This window comes from Burkholderia sp. Ac-20384, assembly GCF_017104605.1.
GTDB classification, from domain to species: Bacteria; Pseudomonadota; Gammaproteobacteria; order Burkholderiales; family Burkholderiaceae; genus Burkholderia; species Burkholderia lata.
In genome coordinates, this window is the sequence record NZ_JAAGPE010000198.1 from 1 (window position 1) to 18,673 (window position 18,673).

General features: G+C 59.4%; 17 protein-coding genes and 2 pseudogenes. 7 read left to right on the top strand and 12 right to left on the bottom strand.

Annotated elements, in window-relative coordinates:
* Positions 1-929 (top strand): annotated as a pseudogene (locus tag G3O00_RS28460) (IS256 family transposase); the annotation flags it as partial.
* Here G3O00_RS28460 and G3O00_RS28465 read toward each other — a convergent pair.
* Positions 910-1,089 carry a hypothetical protein gene (locus G3O00_RS28465; RefSeq protein ID WP_206145004.1) on the bottom strand — a complete coding sequence of 60 codons (180 nt, stop codon included), beginning with the start codon at positions 1,087-1,089 and terminating at the stop codon, positions 910-912. The pseudogene G3O00_RS28460 and the gene G3O00_RS28465 sit on opposite strands and share 20 nt — an antisense overlap.
* A gap of 366 nt (positions 1,090-1,455) precedes the next feature.
* On the opposite strand from G3O00_RS28465, the gene G3O00_RS28470 reads away from it, so the two are divergent.
* The gene (locus tag G3O00_RS28470) at positions 1,456-1,857 is read left to right on the top strand and encodes a hypothetical protein (protein ID WP_206145005.1); all 402 of its coding nucleotides are present in this window, start codon (positions 1,456-1,458) and stop codon (positions 1,855-1,857) included.
* Between the two features lie 632 nt (positions 1,858-2,489).
* Entirely contained in the window at positions 2,490-3,041 is a 552-nt protein-coding gene (locus G3O00_RS28475; RefSeq protein WP_206145006.1) for a hypothetical protein, read from the top strand.
* A gap of 496 nt (positions 3,042-3,537) precedes the next feature.
* On the opposite strand, the gene G3O00_RS28480 is transcribed toward G3O00_RS28475, so the two are convergent.
* The 4 genes from G3O00_RS28480 to G3O00_RS28495 all read right to left on the bottom strand — a co-directional run bounded on the left by G3O00_RS28480 (position 3,538) and on the right by G3O00_RS28495 (position 6,083).
* Positions 3,538-4,251, bottom strand: a complete 714-nt coding sequence (locus G3O00_RS28480; protein WP_206145007.1) for an LrgB family protein — start codon at positions 4,249-4,251, stop codon at positions 3,538-3,540.
* Positions 4,248-4,607, bottom strand: coding sequence for a CidA/LrgA family protein (locus tag G3O00_RS28485; protein WP_206145008.1), 360 nt, complete (start codon positions 4,605-4,607; stop codon positions 4,248-4,250). Before G3O00_RS28485 ends, G3O00_RS28480 begins: the two co-directional genes overlap by 4 nt.
* 55 nt (positions 4,608-4,662) lie before the next feature.
* Positions 4,663-5,025 (bottom strand): putative quinol monooxygenase, encoded by a 363-nt coding sequence (locus G3O00_RS28490; RefSeq protein ID WP_206145009.1) that lies wholly within the window; start codon positions 5,023-5,025, stop codon positions 4,663-4,665.
* Positions 5,026-5,183: 158 nt separating this feature from the next.
* Positions 5,184-6,083, bottom strand: a complete 900-nt coding sequence (locus tag G3O00_RS28495; protein ID WP_206145018.1) for a LysR family transcriptional regulator — start codon at positions 6,081-6,083, stop codon at positions 5,184-5,186.
* A 220-nt stretch (positions 6,084-6,303) separates the two neighbouring features.
* On the opposite strand from G3O00_RS28495, the gene G3O00_RS28500 reads away from it, so the two are divergent.
* From G3O00_RS28500 to G3O00_RS28510, 3 genes are all read left to right on the top strand, one after another.
* The gene (locus tag G3O00_RS28500) at positions 6,304-7,434 is read left to right on the top strand and encodes a major royal jelly family protein (RefSeq protein WP_241025378.1); all 1,131 of its coding nucleotides are present in this window, start codon (positions 6,304-6,306) and stop codon (positions 7,432-7,434) included.
* Between the two features lie 80 nt (positions 7,435-7,514).
* Positions 7,515-8,252, top strand: a complete 738-nt coding sequence (locus G3O00_RS28505) for a glycine betaine ABC transporter substrate-binding protein (RefSeq protein WP_206145011.1) — start codon at positions 7,515-7,517, stop codon at positions 8,250-8,252.
* Positions 8,253-8,652: 400 nt separating this feature from the next.
* Positions 8,653-9,414, top strand: coding sequence for an SDR family NAD(P)-dependent oxidoreductase (locus G3O00_RS28510; RefSeq protein ID WP_206145012.1), 762 nt, complete (start codon positions 8,653-8,655; stop codon positions 9,412-9,414).
* Positions 9,415-9,733: 319 nt separating this feature from the next.
* On the opposite strand, the gene G3O00_RS28515 is transcribed toward G3O00_RS28510, so the two are convergent.
* Positions 9,734-11,098: an FAD-dependent oxidoreductase gene (locus G3O00_RS28515; RefSeq protein ID WP_206145013.1), complete on the bottom strand. Its 1,365-nt coding sequence runs from the start codon at positions 11,096-11,098 to the stop codon at positions 9,734-9,736.
* Positions 11,099-12,127: 1,029 nt separating this feature from the next.
* Here G3O00_RS28515 and G3O00_RS28520 point away from each other — a divergent pair.
* Positions 12,128-13,453 carry an MFS transporter gene (locus tag G3O00_RS28520; RefSeq protein WP_206145019.1) on the top strand — a complete coding sequence of 442 codons (1,326 nt, stop codon included), beginning with the start codon at positions 12,128-12,130 and terminating at the stop codon, positions 13,451-13,453.
* A gap of 152 nt (positions 13,454-13,605) precedes the next feature.
* Here G3O00_RS28520 and G3O00_RS28525 read toward each other — a convergent pair whose 3' ends face one another.
* The 6 genes and pseudogenes from G3O00_RS28525 to G3O00_RS44165 all read right to left on the bottom strand — a co-directional run.
* Positions 13,606-14,250 carry a response regulator gene (locus tag G3O00_RS28525; protein WP_206145014.1) on the bottom strand — a complete coding sequence of 215 codons (645 nt, stop codon included), beginning with the start codon at positions 14,248-14,250 and terminating at the stop codon, positions 13,606-13,608.
* Positions 14,243-16,141 carry a PAS domain-containing sensor histidine kinase gene (locus tag G3O00_RS28530; protein ID WP_206145015.1) on the bottom strand — a complete coding sequence of 633 codons (1,899 nt, stop codon included), beginning with the start codon at positions 16,139-16,141 and terminating at the stop codon, positions 14,243-14,245. Before G3O00_RS28530 ends, G3O00_RS28525 begins: the two co-directional genes overlap by 8 nt.
* Positions 16,142-16,180: 39 nt before the next feature.
* On the bottom strand, positions 16,181-16,555 hold the full coding sequence (locus G3O00_RS28535; RefSeq protein WP_206145016.1) for a response regulator: 375 nt from the start codon (positions 16,553-16,555) through the stop codon (positions 16,181-16,183).
* Between the two features lie 264 nt (positions 16,556-16,819).
* Positions 16,820-17,851 (bottom strand): LysR family transcriptional regulator, encoded by a 1,032-nt coding sequence (locus tag G3O00_RS28540; protein WP_206145017.1) that lies wholly within the window; start codon positions 17,849-17,851, stop codon positions 16,820-16,822.
* Positions 17,852-18,173: 322 nt separating this feature from the next.
* A pseudogene (locus G3O00_RS28545) lies at positions 18,174-18,395 on the bottom strand (transposase); the annotation flags it as partial.
* Between the two features lie 181 nt (positions 18,396-18,576).
* A partial coding sequence (locus G3O00_RS44165; RefSeq protein ID WP_346779005.1) for an IS3 family transposase occupies positions 18,577-18,673 on the bottom strand: 97 nt, incomplete at its 5' end.

The window sequence follows — 18,673 nt, forward strand, 5'->3', positions numbered from 1 at the left end:
ACGAGCGCCGCTTCACCGGTTTCGACGAGCGCATCATCGCGATGTACGCCCGCGGCATGAGCGTGCGCGAGATCCAGGGGTTTCTGGCCGAGCACTATGGCACCGAGGTATCGCCCGACTTCATCAGTTCGGTCACCGACGAGGTGATGGTCGAAGCGCTGAGCTGGCAGAGCCGCCCGCTCGAGACGATGTATCCGGTGGTGTTCTTCGATGCGCCGCGGGTCAAGATCCGCGACGATGGCGTGGTCAGCAACAAGGCCGTGCATCTGGCTTCGGGCATTCAGGCCGACGGCCAGCGCGACGTGCTGGGCCTTTGGATCGAGCAGACCGAGGGCGCCAAGTTCTGGCTCAAGGTGTTCAACGAACTGAAGACGCGCGGCTGCCAGGACATCCTGATCGCCGTGGTCGATGGCTTGAAGGGGCTTACTGAAGCCATCAGCGCGGCCTATCCACGAACCACCGTTCAGACCTGCATCGTGCATCTGATCCGCAACAGTCTGGAGTACGCCAGCTACAAGGACCGCAAGGCATTGGCCGCGGCGCTGCGTCCGATCTACGCGGCCGCCAGCGAAGAGGCGGCAAGGCAGGCGCCTCAAGACTTCGCCGACGGACCTTGGGGCGCGAAGTACCCGACGATCGTGTAATCGTGGCAGCGAGTATAGGAGCACGTCGTACCGTTCTACGTGTTCCCGCCGGAGATTAGACGGGTCGTATATACGACAAACGCCATAGAAAGTTTGAACATGCAATTGCGCAAGATCATCAAGACGCGCGGCCACTTCCCGAATGACGAGGAGGCGATCAAGCTGCTCTGGCTGGCGTTGCGCAACGTGCTGACCAAGACCGTGCGGTCCGCCTTCGACTGGAAATCGGCGATGAACCAGTTTGCTATACTGTTCGGAGACCGATTTATGCAGGCGCGCGGATGACGTGCTGTTCGACCGCCTCGCCCAAAAAAATGCGAACAGGTTCGGTTAGCGACAGGGCTCCCCTTTTTTCGCCAATCTTCCAAGCAGCGCCAACTCCCACGCGTCCTTCATCATCAATCGGGCAGCGTCTGCTTCGCCTTTTTGAATCAATCTTCGCCATGATCCGCCTCGTTTCTATCTTTACGGCCCGACAATTGGCCATGGCCAGCCACGCTCGCTGTCGGCTCGATTTCCGTCCCGGTCGCCCGTGATCCGAGCGAAATCTTTGATACTCGCAGAGCTGACGATTTCCAATAGGGTCCGCCGGATCCGCTTGATCTTGATAAAGGAGTACGTATGTTGCCATGCGTAAGCAATGCGCCCGGGACTAATCAGGCAGAATTCGCCACCGAAAACAGGGCCAGCGGCGCCGGCGCGATCGTTAAAAACATCTCCATCTTCTTCCTCTCTTGACCCCCACCTCCAGGGATTGAGACGGATGCCGTTAGGCGCTGGTCTAGCGTCACAAGCCGACGGTGCATCTACTATGAACCCCGACAAGGCGTTGGCGGCGGGAAATTGCCGAGCAAATCGCTACTACCAAGGAACAGGCAGCAACGAGGCTGCCGATCGCCGAGCAAACGGCATGGACCCGAGTAACAAGTCCGGATCCAGTGTAGCTACCGCGATCCAGAAAGGCTTCGTGAAGTTCAACAGCCCGGAAAGCGAAGCTCGCTTCCGTCAGTCGGCTGCTTCTCATTTTCACTTTACTAAACTCAAGTCCCCTCCTGAAGGAACGCGCATCATGAGTGCCAGACACTACGCCCTACTCGCTGCCCATGACGACAGTCACCCTACGCTTCTTCGAGCATTCCTCCCTACAGGATCGCTTGGGCTTGAAGTGGATCCCGACTCCATGCCGGAGAATGAATCATTTAGAAGTGCATAAAAGTTTGATCAAGGTTACGTTCTCCCGTCGAAAAAGGCGCCGATCACGGTAACTCGTGCGAGCGAGGCTTTCAAGGATCATTTCAACCATCACCCGTATCGCCCCGTGCTGCATGTCAATACGGTCATTGACTCAGCTACTGCTGCCACAATGCTTCGCGAAGAGCAGACAGACTCGGACACCGATTTTCCGCGGGCGCCGTGGTTGCGCAAGGAATAACTGCTCGGCGCCAGCAAGTTCCCGAATCCAGAAGGCTCCCGCTGGAAATCGACCACGTACGTTCGATTCGGCGGGAAATTGTGAATCCAAGTCCACGCCATTCCTGTAACAAATATATGTCTTCTTCCAGCAGAATTTCTAGTCGGTCGAGCACTCCGTCAGGACTCGATTGCCACGACAGCGCGCAGCGCAGTGATTTCACGAACATGGCGCGCAACCGTCCGCATCCCGGGTCTCACGGAGAAGGGGCGCCTCATATCGAGCAACTTCGCTCACTGCGGGCGGCACGGCGCGATTCGAGCTCCGAGCGCAGTATCGGTAGCGCGAGCGACAGCAGTAGCGAATCGAGCCGTTCCTCGTCAGGGAGCGAATTCGATAGAGGGCGGCGGCAAGCCGCCCGGGATATCTACGAGATGCACCGCCTGTTCCACGGTACGAGCGTCGGCAACGGTATACGGAAAACCGGCTTCAGACTTGACGCAAAGGAACGCGGCCGGACGGAAATGGGATATGAGGCCGATGTCGAGCGCGAACTCGACGAAGGTTTTCTGGAGCGTGGCGCCAGGCACCATTTCTTTACGAGAGACGCAGAAGTCGCGGCCAGAGTCGCATATGACGTAAGCGTAGTGCGAGACAAGGATCCCGAAATCGTTCGCATACTCGGCGCGGCAGTTGCGTATCCGTTCGAGCTCGACCCGGACGGCGACAGTACGTCCTGGCGTACCGACCATGATATCGATCCCGCTTTCGTGCTCGGATCGAAGCGTGCACCGGCGCACGATGGAGAAAAGGTGGTGTTTCAGGGACTGTTGCAACACCATGAACCCGCGCGCTTCCAGCATGTGACGGAAGACGAAGCAGGACGGCTTTTGAAAACCGTGCAGAGCGATTCTGATAGCGACAATTTTTCCGTCGATTCTCTGAGCGATCCGTTCGATGGTCTTCTGTCGTCGGACGAAGAATAAAGAGCCATAAATTCATCAACTTAGTCATCCTCACTCTGCTCTCAAAGAGTTGGTGCCAGCCGAATTCGCCCGTCAGCTGGTGCCTTCATCGGATTCGACTGAACCCGAACGCCGCAAAACTCGCTCTAGACCCGGTCCGGGAAACCCAAGCGGATCAAACGGACCGGTCACCTACGCTCGGCACTGTCCAAGAAATCCAAGCGGTTCAGCACCGGTTCTCTCGTCCCAGCTCACTTATCGATAAACTGCGGGCGCGAACCCGGCAACCACCAGCAAGACAATTCAGGCGTTCAAACCAGTGGCGCCGGCGGCCACCGCGGTCGTCCCAACCGCAAGCCTCCTCAAAGCGATCCTCGTCCCGATCCTGAGCACCATGTGGGCGAAGCGCGCGGCACGGGCGGGTGGCATGCATTCGGCGCCGATCGCAGCACGGCACGCCGATCGATCACGAAGGGCACGTGTGACAAGCGCCGCGGTGCCCATCACCCTATACGGCTCACCGCATCAACGACACCAGCAGCGGTGCCAGAATAGCGGTCAACACGCCGTTCATCCCGATCGCCAACCCGCCGAATGCGCCGGCGGTTTCGTTGATCGCCAGCATGTGGGCCGTTGTCAGTCCATGACCTGCCGTCCCCGCGGCAAGCCCCTGTGCACGCGCATCGGTCACGCGCATCACGGCCGAAACCACGCGTATGAGCAGGACGCCCATGATCCCCGTTAACAGCGTGAAGGTCGCGGCTAACGCTGGGCTTCCACCGATGCCAGCCGATATGCTCATCGCGATCGGCGTGGTGGCCGAGTGCGCGATCAGAGAGGTCGTGACCACCGGGGCCGCCCCCGAAAACTTGCCGATCAGCAATGCCGCGCCCGCCGACACGACCGAGCCCGCGATCAACGCCGGAACAAGGGCCGCCGCTGTACGGCGGATATGGTGTCGATTGCAGTACATCGGCAACGCAAGCGCCACCGTCGCAGGCCCGAGCAGGAAATGCACGAATCTCGCGCCCGCGAAGTAGTTGTCGTACGGGATATGCGCCGCCTTCAACAGAACCACGAGCAGCAGCACCGACACGAGCACCGGATTCGCAAGCACATTGCCCTTCGCGAGCTGGTTTACCGACAATCCGATCTGGTAAGCAGCCAACGTGGCCAGCAACCCCCAAACGGGGGTCTTCAACACACTTTGCATGAAGTTCGCAATCGTCATTCTGACGTTTCTCCGTCGTGGACGAGCCGGGTCAACCGGTCCATCATCCATGCAGTGGTCGCCAGCCCGAGCGCTGTGGATACCGAGATGGCGAGCGCTATGCGCCACCAGTCCGCCTCGAGCAATTCGAGCCCGGTCACAAGACCGGTGGCAGCCGGCACGAACAGAAGCGCTAGCCATGACAGCAGGTTGCGGCCCAACCCGTCCAGCTCCGGCGACGGTCCGCCGCACACGGTCAACCACGCGAGCAGCAGCAGCATGCCAATCAGCGGCCCCGGCACTCCCACGTGTGTGATCGTTGCCAACGTCTCGCCGATGAACTGGAACAGCAAAAGCGTCGAAATGGCCGTCAACATACCAGGTACTCCGCGATGCGCCACCCGCTATCGATATGGGTTGCGAATGATTTCGTCACGCAATTTTCACCAGATCGGTGATCTCGATCGACGCCCGACCGTCGAGTATGGCCGTCAGTTTCCGAAAAGCGTCCGCGTTGCTGTGCACTTTCAGAGCCTGCGCGTCGCGCCATTGCTCCACCATCACGAAGCGCCCGGGTTTCGACGGATCGCGGTGCAGGTCGTACTGAATGCATCCCGGCTCGATGCGTACCGAGGGCACAGCGGCCTGCAGCGCCTGCTCGACAGTATGCGCATGCTCGGGTTCAGCGGTAATTACCGCGATGATGAATTTGGCAACCGTGAATATGAATCTCCGTTCAGCATCGCGATCAAGTGGAACGCGATGCCTGATGAAGGGTTCGCCCCCGCGCGGCATCCGCGACGTAGCCTGGCCGATCCGGAATACGACCTCGCCCAGACTCGCCCAACGAGGCTGATGATGCGCCTGCGCCGTATGCCGTCATAGCCAGAAAGAACGACATCAGTTTCAAAATTCGATTCAAAAATCTGTGCCTCACCGCGAAGCCGCGCGACTCAAGCTAGATAGGTCGCCAGCCGCTGCATCAGGAAATCGCGTAGTTCGTTGACCGTCGGCGACAGCATCGTCCGGTGCGCACAGACGAGATGCAGCGGCGCGCCCTCTCCTTCGAATTCGCTCATTGCCGCATCGAGGTGACCAGCGCGCAGATCCTTCAGCACGTCGAGCCTCGACTTGTAGGCGATGCCGAGCCCGGCCACCGCCCAGCGCCTGACCAGTTCGCCGTCGTCGCTACTGCGGTTGCCACGCACGTTGACCACGTCGGGCTTGCCGTCGCGAAAGAAGGTCCAGCGATCGTGCAGGCTGTCGCTCAGCGCGAAGCACAGACAGTTGTGTTTCTGCAGGTCGGCGGGCTTCTCGGGGCGGCCGTACCGCGCGAAGTACGCCGGCGATGCGCACAGCACACGCCGGTTGTCCGGCGCCAGAGGCAACGCGACCAGGGTGGAATCCTCCGGCACGCCGTAGCGGATCGCCAAGCCGATCGGTGCGCGGAACATGTCGGTGATGTGATCGCCGATGCGAACCTGCATCGATACGCCCGGATGTTGTGCCTGAAATTCGTCCAGCCATTCGAGCAGAACGTTGCGGCCCAGGTCCGACGGAATCGACAGCGAAACCGTGCCGCCAATCATCTTCCGGCTGCGGGCGACGGCGTCGTAACCTGCCTCGATCTGCTCCATTACGTTGCGCGCATATTGCAGATAACACTCGCCATCCGGCGTGAGCCTCAGGCTGCGCGTCGAGCGCGCGAGCAGACGCGTCCCGAGTTCCGACTCGAGCCGCTTCAACCCGACGCTGGCGACGGCCGGCGTGAGGTCGAGCTGGCGCGCCGCAGCCGACAGGCTGCCGTTGTCCGCAGCGAAGAGAAAAATCCGCAAGTCCTCCAGTCTGATCATCGAAGCTGGTTCCTCTTTTTTGGCCGGCAGCACCGGTCATCATCGCTTGGGAAAGAGCGCTGCCCGACCGGAACCGGACGCTCGTCATTGTCAAAATTTGCGCAACACTGAATGTGCCGTCCCTGCCTGTTTCCCTCCCAACCGGCCAACCATAATCGAATCCAGGCATTCATCGCGCCGCTATCGCGCTATTTTCATTCACGACCGGAAAAAAACCGTGATGCGCACTTTCAAAAAATATCGTTTGATCATCGTCGTTGCTGCCGCCATCGGTAGCAACGTTTCCGTCACCGCGGCAGCATCCTCGTCCGCACCAGCCGCACAGTCGGCGGAACTCACCGTCGTTCGTGCGAACACCCGGATGCCTTGGAGCGCTGTCGCGATCGACTCGCGCGGCCGCTTTATCGTCAGCGCGCCACGCTGGACCGGCAATACCGGGCCCGCAGTCGCCATTGCCGAAAAGAATGGCGAGCTGAAACCTTACCCGAATGCTGCCTGGAACGATTGGCAGCCGGGCAGCGATGCCGGACACGTATTCGTCAGCGTCAATGCGATTCACGAAGACGAACACGGTGACCTCTGGATCGTCGACACCGGCTCGCCCGAGTTCGGCGGCACGCCGGTTGCCGATGGCACCAAGATCGTTCACATCGACCCGCGCACCGATAGCGTGAAGCGCATCTACACGTTCCCGAAGGAATCGATCCGCGCGCATACCTATGTGGACGACATCCGCGTCCACGGACGCCACGCTTATCTGACCGACGCCGGCGAGGGCGCCATTCTCGTCCTTGATCTGGAGGACGGCAGCGTGCGGCGCCGCTTCGACGGCATGCCGTTCACACGTGCCCGCTCGAACGACACGATCGTCGTCAACGGCAAGGTACTGACCGGCGGCGACGGCCTGCCGCTGCAGGTCAATGCAGATCCGCTCGAACTTAGCCCTGACGGCCAGACCTTTTATTTCGGTCCGTTGTCGGGCCCGCTGTCACGGATCGCAACCCGCTGGCTCGACGACGATTCGCTCGGTGACGACGCGCTGGCACAGCACGTCAGTACGTGGTTCGACAACCCGCCGGTGGGCGGCACCGCAATGGGCGCCGACGGCAGCCTGTACTACACGCCGCTCGCCGACAACTCGCTGATGCGGCGTGCACCAGACGGTACGATTTCGACGCTCGTGCGCGACACACGATTGCACTGGGTCGACGCACCGTATGTCGACGGCAAAGGGCACATCTATCTGCCGGTCCCGCAAATCGACGGCGCGGCGGTATTCAACCATGGCCAGTCGGCGATCCGCTTCCCAGTCGAACTTTACCGGGTGAAATTGCCGGCCGGCCTCCGTTAACGCCGTCTGCATGAGGTTCGCCGCGATCTCACGTCGCGGCGTTCCATCAGCCGGGCTATCCAACTTCGGGACGTTCCACGATGACCACGCAAACAGCAGTCCGTCTTGTCACGATCGATCTGTCGTTCCACCGCGCCGCATCCGGCGTCATCCGCTCGATTCTCGCCAGACACGGCGTGTCCGTGGTCGAATCCGTCGCGCCTCACGAACAGGCCTTCGAGCAGCTTCGCGACGGTACCGCCGACATGCTGTGCAGTGCGTGGCTGCCCTACAGTCACGACGTCTATTTCGCGCCGATTGCCGAGCAGTTCGAGAAGGTCACTGTTCTTTATCGCCCTTATGCGTACTGGGGCGTACCCGGTTATGTACCGGAAAACCTCGTTGCCTCGATCGACGACTTGCGCAAGCCCGAAGTCGTCGAACGCATGGAAAAGCGCATCCAGGGCATCGGGCCGGGTGCAGGAATCAGCCGGTTTTCACGTACGGCGCTGGTCGACTATCGTCTTGCCGAGCTCGGATACCGATTCGAGAACGGCTCGCTCGACGATTGTGTCGGCGCATACGAGAAAGCCGTCGCGCAGCGCAAATGGGCCGTGGTGCCGCTCTGGAAACCGCAGTATCTGCACGAGAAGCATGACATCCGGCAGTTGAAGGACCCGCTGGGCGTGATGGGCGGCGCGGATGAAGCGACGCTCGTCGCAACACACAGCCTGATGCAACAGTTGCCTGCGGAGGCCGTACTCGAACTCCGCGACACGACACTCGGCAACGACAGGGTGTCACACCTCGATTATCTGATCTCGCACCGCCACGCGTAGCAGCCTTGCTCCGCGTGATGTGCGCTTCAAGCGAACTAGAGCCGTGCCTGATCCGGGCTTCATCCGTCATTCACCCCCCCGATCCGGGCGAGCGGCAAATGGCAGACCGGGCCGGATCGGCGAGGGATCAAAGGGCCGCCGAAGCGGCCGCGCGCCAGTCCGGCACAAGATGCTCATGCTGCTCCTCGTGCTACTCGTCGTCGTCCCAATTCCCACGGCAACTCGAATGCAGTGTTCAGTCCAGCTGCGTTGATCCGCCATCTCCTCGTCCATAGACTGAACATCGCCACATGCACGAACGACAAACGGCATTGCCGAAACTTCGCTCGACCTTTTCGTCGCAAGGTCATGTCGTCACAGTGCAATCCAATTTCATGCGATGAACTCCAAGGAGAAAAAAATGAAGCTCACGTCAAACACCATCTTCATTACCGGCGGTACTTCGGGCATCGGGCGTGCGCTGGCTGAAGCACTCCACCAGCGCGGCAATCAAGTCATCATCGCCGGCCGACGCAAGACGCTGCTCGATGAGATCGCGGCCGCCAATCCCGGCCTCGACACCATCGAGCTCGATGTCGGCGACGCCGCGCAAATACGCAGCGCGGCACAGAACCTAATTGCGCGCCATCCGTCGCTGAACGTCGTGATCAACAATGCCGGTATCATGCCGTTCGACAATGCCGCCGGCGTACTAGACGACGAACAAGCTGTACGCCTGGTCACTACCAATCTGCTGGGGCCGGTACGTGTCAGCGCAGCCTTTGTCGAGCACTTGAAGCGGCAGCCGAAAGCGTACATCATCAATAACAGTTCGGCACTCGCCTTCGTTCCGCTGGCCTCGACTGCACTCTATTCGGCCACCAAGGCAGCGATCCATTCATACTCGATGTCGCAGCGTTTCGCGCTGCGCGAAACAAGCGTGCGTGTTCTCGAAATTGCTCCCCCATGGGTCGACACCGATCTGATCCACAAGAGCGGGGACCCACGCGCAATGCCGCTCGACGCATTCATCAGCGAAACGCTTGAGAAACTGGCGACGGCCACGACGGAAGTCATCGTCGACGTAGCGCAGCCGATCCGTAACAACGTGGGCCCCAATGAACATGCATTCGTCAACCAATTCAACCAAGCAGTGCACGACAATCCGATTCCGATCGCTTGACGCGGCATAATGGTCCGATTCATCCCGATGCCCGGGCGTTGCCTGTACAACACCCGGGCGTTCGCACGCGGTCGGCCCATGGTCGACACGACGCTTCCCGCCTGTCGACCCGTACGATCCTGCATCGGCTCAGGAGAACCGTTGCACTTTAGCGCCTGCACTGACTCCTCTTTGCCATGGTTTCATCGGTCACGACATGCCCATTGCATCACCGCATCATGATCCCTGTACGCTGAGAGTCCGGCTTCGCCGGCTTCACAAATAAACGCCCGGGGGTCGTTTTGCACGGATCCCCGGGCGCCGGACATGCGTTGCGCGCTTAGTTCAGCGTGGCAAGCAGCAGATTGAGTCCTTCGGACAAAAGCGGATGCGCGATGATCGAATCGCGGACCGTCTGATACGAAAGGTCGCCGAGCATCGCCATTTGGACAGCAGTCGTCACATCGCCAGCACCGGCGCCGACCATCGTAAAGCCGACGATTCGATCTGTCTCGGCATGCACCAAGACCTTCATGAATCCGCGAGTGTTCCCGTTTGTACGGGCACGGGGAACCGCAGCCATGGGCAACTTCGCAACACGTACCGTAAGCCCCTTGACCTTGGCCTCGGTCTCGTTCAGACCAATACGCCCCAGCTCTGGATCGATAAAGAGCGCGTACGGAATCGTGCGATTCGCGGTGCTGGCAGAACGTCCTTCGAGGTTAGCCTTCAGCACCCGGTAGTCGTCAAACGACGCATGCGTGAACATCGGTGTACCAGCTACCTCGCCGATCGCCCATGTGCGTTCTGCAGTCGTTGCCAGTTTTTCGTCGACCTTGATGATCCCTCGCGTGTCCAACTCAACGCCCGCAAGATCGAGACCGATTGCCTCGGTCTGCGGCTTGCGGCCGGTTGCGACCAGCAGGTGGGAACCCTCGACGACTCGACCGTCGGCCAGCTCGACAGTGACGTGCTCGCCGCTCTTCCCGCGAACGTTCGAGATGCGCGCCTGGAGTTCGAGCCTGATTCCATCAGCTTCGAATGCTTGCTGAATTTCGTTGCTGACATCTTCGTCTTCCCGCATCGCCACCCGCGGCGCGTCGTTGATCAGCGTGACGGCACTCCCGAGCCGCCGGAACGCCTGCGCCACTTCCAGACCGATGTAACCGCCGCCGATTACGACGAGCTGGCTCGGAAGCTGATCGAGGCGGAGTGCCTCGACATGAGTCAGCGGCTGCGCGTCGCGCAGACCGGGAACGTCGGGAATCTGGGCGACCGTGCCCGTATTGATATAGACGTTTTCGCCTTCGTAGATTGTGTCGCTGCCGTCCGCCGTACGGACGCTGATCGTGCGCGGTGCAATGAACCGGCCGGTGCCGATGATCAACTCCAGGCCGGATTTTTCGAAGGCCGCGCGATTGATCTTCACCATGCCGTCGACCACGCTACGCACATTGTCGGACACGTGCGTCATGTCGGCCTTGAGCGATGCATCACCGGACGCTAGACGCCATCCATGGACCTGCCGGGCATTCTGGATCAGTGTTTTGCTCGGAATGCACGCCACATTGATGCACGACCCGCCAATCATGCCGCGCTCGATGAGCGCCACGCGTTTTCCCTGGCGCGCCATATCCATCGCGAGGGTTTTTCCGCCCTTCCCGCCCCCAAGAAAGAGATATTCGTAGTGTTTTACATCAGACATTTTTTAACTCCTAAAGTGGTCCATACGATTGATCACGTGCGACTTTAATCAAACAGGATCCTTCGTTGACGACACGACCTCAACAGGGTCGCAAAACCGGCACCTGCGACGGGAAATCGTCGCAGGCACGAGAGTCGGACAGACAAGCATTGCGGACGCCAGAATTAAACCATGCAATAAATAATAAACTTTTATTTGCATCCGTGGATAATATACTTTTAACTAGGCGGTTTTTATATTGTCAAAAGGAAGGATCCGACAATTACGTTGGTTTGATGCCATACAAACCAACGTATAGGCCGACGCAAGCCGCGTCGATCCGTCTGAACCGGGTGTGGGTCGGGCGCAGTGCTGGCAGCGCGATCCACGGCACCTGCCGCCGTCGACTGGACGGCCATTCATCCGACAGTGAGATTCATCACCGACTTTCCCACAATGGGCGACACCGCAGCCGCCCATTCCACTTTTCGTCGTTGCGGCCGAGCGGGCAGCCGGCTCCACATAGCCCAGCGGAGGATTCCCACTGGCTTGCGAGGCGACCACGTATGGCGGACGGCTTCCTGCGGATTCGGTCATCGATTCAACCTCCCGATGCACGGCAACATCCGACACTCCACGAATTTCGCGATGTGGCAGGCAGCATGTGAAGCCAGAATCGGCAGCCTGTACTAAACAGTAAAAATCCTAAACCCACACATGCTTACATCCGGTAAAATTGGCAGGCCCATGATCGCTGCCTGTCGGATCGCCGTCCTTGGGAACACAAAGCGTCGCACCGCATTGTTGCTGCGGGACCCAACTTGAATGGTGGGTACTATTACTGATGCCAACTTGTATGGGACACGTATCCGCATCGCCACCGGCTGCCAGATCATGGATTTCATCTGTGAACACAGTGATGCGAAATACACGCCGGCACCCGTTTCGACTGGCCGTGCCAAGCCAGACACTGGGCGTGCTCATGACACTTGGCGGGACATGTTGCTGCAGCCGACATGCAGCATCTCCTTCGACCCTCCGGAGAATTTCTTGGAACTCAACGCTACCGGACTACCCGATCCCTTACCGGTGGCTGCCACGATCGATGCAGCCCGAGCAGATCGCATTTGCAGGCGGCTCGCGCTGCGTGTCCTGCCGATCTTCATGTTTGCGTATCTCGCTTCCTACATCGATCGGGTGAATGTCAGTTTCGCCAAACTGCAGCTCGGACAGGACCTCGGATTTACCGATGCTGTTTTCGGTTTTGGCGCCGGTACGTTCGCGCTGGGCTATGTGTTATTCGAAGTTCCGAGCAACATGATATTGCAAAAGGTCGGCGCGAAGCGCTGGCTTACTCGCATAATATTGGCATGGGCAATCGTATCGGCACTGACGACGCTGATTGCCACACCCAAGCAGTTTTATGTGATGCGCTATCTGCTCGGCGTCGCGGAGGCCGGGCTCGTTCCCGGCGTCGTTTATTATATTTCGCAGTCGTTCCCACGCTTCCACCGGGCCCGAATACTGTCGGTATTCTATGCAGCACTCCCGATGGCAGGCCTTATCGGATCACCCATGAGTGGATTCATCATGGAATTTTTCGACGGCCTTTTGAATCTCGCCGGGTGGAAATGGATGTTGATCATCGAGGCGATCCCCGCTTTCGGCGCCGCAGTCCTGTGCTGGAAATACCTGGAAGACGACGTCACCGAAAACAGCTACCAATCCGAATCGGATCGCAACTACCTGATCAGCGCGCTTGAAGAAGATCGGGCGATAGCCGCGTCGGCCAATCAGAACAACATTTTCACCAGCCTGCTGTTCTGGGTTTTCGGAATCATCTATTTTCTCGATGTCTTTGGAATCTATGGCTATACACTCTGGGCGCCCACGATCATCAAATCGCTGGGCGTCGAGAGAAATTTCCTGATCGGGCTCCTCGCGGCGCTGCCGAACGCGGCGGCCGTTGTCGTGATGATGATTGCCGGCCGGTACGCCGATAGCCGCCGGGAGCGCAGGCTGCTCGTGGCCGCATTGTTCCTGATGGCCGCGGCGGGCCTTATCCTTGCGCTTATCTGGCACGGTACGTTTTGGCTGAGCATAGCGGCACTCTGTATTGCCAATGCGGGATTACTGTCGATCCCTCCAATCTTCTGGGGCATGCCAACTGCCGTTCTCGGCCCTCGCAACGCCGCGAGCGGCATCGCGTGGATCAGTGCCATCGGAAATATCGGCGGCTTCTTCGGTCCCTATGTCGTAGGCCTGTTGAGGCAATCCTCCGGCAGCTTCGTGCTACCGATCTATTGCATCATCGCATGCCTACTGCTCGGGCTGATTCTCACGCTTTCGTTGCCGAAGCACCTAGTCAATAACTGAGCGTAGGGCAACGCCCCCCACTGTGCGAGTGTGGTGTGATGGCGAAATGCCGGCAGGGCGGATTGCCGCTCCACGCCGGCATCGCACTACTGATCTCGACATCTGACCGCACAACCGATCGGCGACCGACACGCGTCGCGCAGTACGTCGGTTCAGTCATCGGCCGGGCCGATACCCAGTAGTTTCGCCCTCAGCACAAATTCGGCTAGCGAGCGCACCTCCATCTTGCGCATCGCATTCCCGCGGTGAATCTTGACAGTGATCTCGCTCAACCCCATTTCGCCAGCGATCTGCTTGTTTAGCAGCCCGCGCGCGACGAACCCCATGACTTCGCGCTCCCGCGGCGTCAGCGCTTCGTAGCGACGCCGCATCTCCGCGACCCGTCCATCCGTCTTGCGGCGCGCCTCGTGCTTCAGCAGCGCGCTCTCCACAGCATCCAACATTTCCTGATCGCGGAACGGCTTCGAAAGAAAATCGAGCGCTCCATTCTTCATCGCCTTGACCGACATCGCAACGTCGCCGTGCGCCGTAATAAAGATGATTGGCAGCCCCATGTCGCCGGCAATGATCTGCTCCTGCAATACCAGGCCGCTCTGGCCCTTGAGCCGTACATCGAGAATCAAGCAACTGGATACGTCGGGTTTGTCGAACGCCAGAAATTCCTGCGCTGAACTGAAAAGCTCGACACGCAGCCCGACGGAGCGAAGCAACATGCCAAGCGCCGACCGCATCGATTCGTCGTCGTCGACGACATAGGCAATGGATTGCTTGACTACCGAGCCAGCCGCATCATTCATCGGCAACCTCGCCATTGATCGGCAAAACGAACCGCATGGTTGTACCTTTTTGCTCGCGCGATTCGGCCCAGATACGACCGCCATGTGCGTCCACAATGGACCGGCAGATCGACAGTCCCATCCCCATACCCTCCTTTTTAGTCGTGAAAAATGGCGTGAACAACATGCTCGCATCCGCTTCACTGATACCGTGCCCGGAATCCTCGATCGCGACGAGCGCCTGATCGCCCTCGCATCGCTGAACCGCGACACTCAGCCGTCGCGTGCGATCTGTCACGACGATCATCGCTTGGATCGCGTTCATCAGCAAGTTGATGAGGACCTGCTGGATTTGCACGCGATCACCGGTAATCCACAGCAGCGACTGTGAAAATGACAGCGACACTTCGACATGGTGACTTTGCAGCTCTCGTCGCACCAGATCGACCGACTGTTCGATCAACGCGACGAGGTCAATCGACACCGGATCCGGATCTCGCCGCTGCGCCATCGTGCGGATCTGGCGAATGACCTGGGTCGCGCGCTTCGCATCATGAGTCATTTGCCCTAGCGCGTACTGGACCTCGGCCAGATTGGGCGGCGTGCGCTTCAGCCAGCGCACCCCAGCCTCGCCCGCTGTAACGATGGCAGCGAGCGGCTGCGTGACTTCATGTGCGATCGACGCGGCCAGTTCGCCGAGCATTGTCAGACGCGTCACGTGCGCAAGCTCCGACCTAGAGCGCTCGAGCGCCTGTTCGGCCAGCCTGCGCTCTTCGATGTCCGTATTGACGCCATACCATCGAACGATCTTGCCGTCGGCGTCGCGCATCGGCGCTGCGCCGATGATCATGCATCGATAGTCGCCGTTGCCCAAGCGCACGCGTACGGTCACTTCGAAACTGCTTCCGGTGGATATACCCTGGCGCCATGCGGCTTCCAGCACACCGATATCTTCGGCATGGATGATATCGCGCCAGACGTCCTTGCCGCTGGTGATCTCCACACCGCAATCCGACCAGCGCCGGTTCAAATAAACGATTCGACCGTCATTTGATGTACTCCAGACCATCCCCGGAATCGCGTCGATCGTTGCGATCAGTTCCTCTTTCTGCTGGCGCAGTTCCGCCTCCAGAAATCTAGCCTGGGTCACGTCGCTGTCGGTCGAAAGAATCGCAACGGGATCGCCCGATTTGTCCCGCGATACCGTCCAGCGGCTGGAGATGATGCGTTTCGTGCCGTTCTTGCAGGCCCGAGCAAACTCTCCCTCCCAGCTACCGTCCTGGATGGTCATTTTCAGCAAATCGGCCAGCGGCAGCGGTGACTCGGTGGCCGTGAGCCCGTGGAGCTCCTTGCCGACCGCTTCGGCCGCGCTCCATCCGTAAAGTCGTTCGGCGCCGCGGCTCCAAAAGCTGATACGGCCATCCAGTCCGCACATGACGACCGCATCGTGCGTTAGGTTAAGCAGAACGATCTGCTTTTGCAGCGTGATTCGGCTGCTCTGGTTGCGCAGCGCCAGTGCAGACACCGTGACGATGGCAAGCACGCTCAATCCGCAACGCGCTAGCGAACTGATCGCAGTCTGATCGCTTTGCGCCAGAAGAAAACCCAGGACTGTCAGCGATACGCACGACCAGGCCACCGCAACCGTGACGGGCTGGGACGCAACGGACGCGACCAGTAGTACTACGACGACGTAGAGAACGGCCACCGCGACGTCAATTGGCGTAAACGCGTCGGCGATAAAGATGCAGACACCGAGGAGCGTGGCGACGAGATAGACGACCCGCTGCCTTCTCTGCAAAACCTCGTCGACATTGTCGCCGAGCACCATCGCGCCCCTGCTCACGTTGACACGGGAAGCAAATCCGGCGCTGGCGGCGCTGCGTTCGCTCCTGAGGCGATCATCATCCATATGGCCTTTTGCTTCAAAACGATAGGCGGCGGATCTTCTTCATGCGCCCGACGAACCGATATGTTCGAGACGCAGCTCGATTTGAACCGGGTCGACCGGCTTACTGAACACGCAAATCGCGCCAAGCTTCATTGCCTGCCGGTACATGGCTTCGGACGGAAATGAGGTAATGAAAATGACGGGGGGCGCAGCCCCCTTTTCAAGAAGAACTTCGTACATTTCCAAACCTGAAATACCGGGCATTTGAACATCCGAAATGATACACGCAACATCTAGGATTTGATCGGCATTCAGGAACGCTTCGCCCGATTCGTAAACCCTGACCTCCCATCCGAGCGAGCGCACAAGGCTTCCAGTGGCCACTCGGACCGATTGGTCGTCGTCGATGATCGAAACAACTGATTGGTTTAGCATAAGAGCAACGTCCCTTACCTCCATGCAAAAGGATGGCGCAAATTCGAGCGCCCAGCGTCGATGCCCCGTGCGAATGATAGTTCCCAGCCGGGATCGCGAAAACTATACATATGTATGAGCATGCTTCCGCCGGCGTCATGCGGTGGCCAAAAGTGCGACCTGATACCCTCTGACATGGCGGCGCCGAGACATTCCGTCTCCCGGACGCCGAGTCCCTGTACCCGTCATGGCCGTCCTCACGCCCTCAATGCTTCGTCATACACATCACACACGGTGCGCCAACGGTTCGGGGCCACTGTGTCGCATCGATACCCCGCCCACATGGCTCGCGTTTGCTGCCCAGCGCGACGGCACCTCGAACGATTCGACCAGCGGCCGCATCCGCGACCTAGAATCGTCCGGGCCCTGCCGCTGCAGTTGCGCCTGAATCCAATCGAGAAAGGCGCGAACGGACATCGGAATATGCTTTCTGTCGCTATAGAGCACCGATATTGGCTGCGGCGGCGGGCTGTTTTCTTCGAGGATGCTCACCAACCGGCCAGCGGCGATATCCCCAGCCACCATGCGCTTGCACACCTGCACGATACCGACTGCGTCGACTGCATAACGAATCGCCGATCCGGCGTCATTGACGGAGATGCGCTCGGGAAGCTTCATCCGCACCTCCTCTCCGCCCACCGTATATCGAAATTCACGCGTCGGCCCGAAGCGCCGCGGCGTGTAGTGAATGATTTCGTGATCACGGAGCGCATCGGGATCCCGCGGCACCCCGCGCCGCGCCAGATAGGCGGGGCTCGCGACTGTCAGTGCGTGAAACCCGCCGACGCGCCGGCTACGAAACGACGAATCCGCGAGCTGGCCGACGACGACTGCGCAATCCACGCCGTTTGCAATGAGACTCTCCGGATCACCGCCCACATTGACGCGCATCGCGACCTCAGGGAACGCGGTCCGGAACTCGGGAACAAATGGCAGAATCGCATGAGCGACTTCCTGGTCGACGTCCACGGTCAACTGGCCGCGCGCTACCCTACCCGCCCCGCGGAGCTGCTCCTTCATTTCGTCGATCTCGCCCAGTATCCGCTCGCAGTGCTCGAAATACTGAATTCCCTCCTCCGTCAAACGGATGCAGCGAGTCGAGCGCTGCACCAGTGTCGCGCCAAGGTGTGCCTCCAATTGGCGCACAAGGGTGCTGGCCGATCCAGCACTGGTACCGACAATTTCAGCCGCCGCGGTAAAGCTGCCCACGCGTGCGATATGAGCGAAGATCGCCATTGCCTGCAGGATTCGGTCCATACTTTTCTCCGGAATTCGTGAGTGAGGAAAGACGGAACTAGTCTATTTAACAGCGGTCGTTCACTCCATTACCTCGTGGGAGTCAACGTTACATACGATGGTATTAACGCATTAATTCATTGCCGCGCGAACGCGCCGACAAGGCCGCGCCAGACATTGCGCTGCCGATGAGACGCGGGCTTGCGAATCGCTCCGCGGTCTATAAGGAAAGGAAGAGTTGGCAGGCAGGTACGGCGAGTGCCGGCATGGGCAATTGCCTGTAGTGACATGCATTCCCGCCGACAGGGGTGTCAGAATTTCCGTGTTCAAGGCGAGTTGAGATTCACACGGATGGTCGAACGAACCTATCCTCGTAGAGGATGGCGAATTGGTTCATGGCCGCTTTCCAAGCGTGAGCCGCACGCCCCCAATCGGCAGTGATGTAGCGCAGTGCCAGCCAGATGAGCTTGGTGGCAGCCTCGTCGGTCGGGAAGAGTCATCAGGACTTGATGATCTTGCGCAACTGCGAGTTAATGTTCTCTATAGCGTTCGTAACCGGCATGATATAGCCGGCGCCTCGCGATCCCGCGCTGAGTGGTTTGAGCGTATGGTGTGACCATTCGGGACAGGGCACTGGGGAGCACTTCGGGTGGGCCGGCCGGTGTTACACGGCGATCAGGATGTCGTGGGCACCACGCGTTTTGAGGTCGTTGAACTGACCCTGCCTCGTTTTCACGTACAGCATGTCATGCAGCAGCGCGTACGGTTTCGTATTCGACGGGAGTGCAGTAGTCGATCGACGTGTGCATGCGCTGTCGATTGTAATAGCCTTCGATCCAGTCG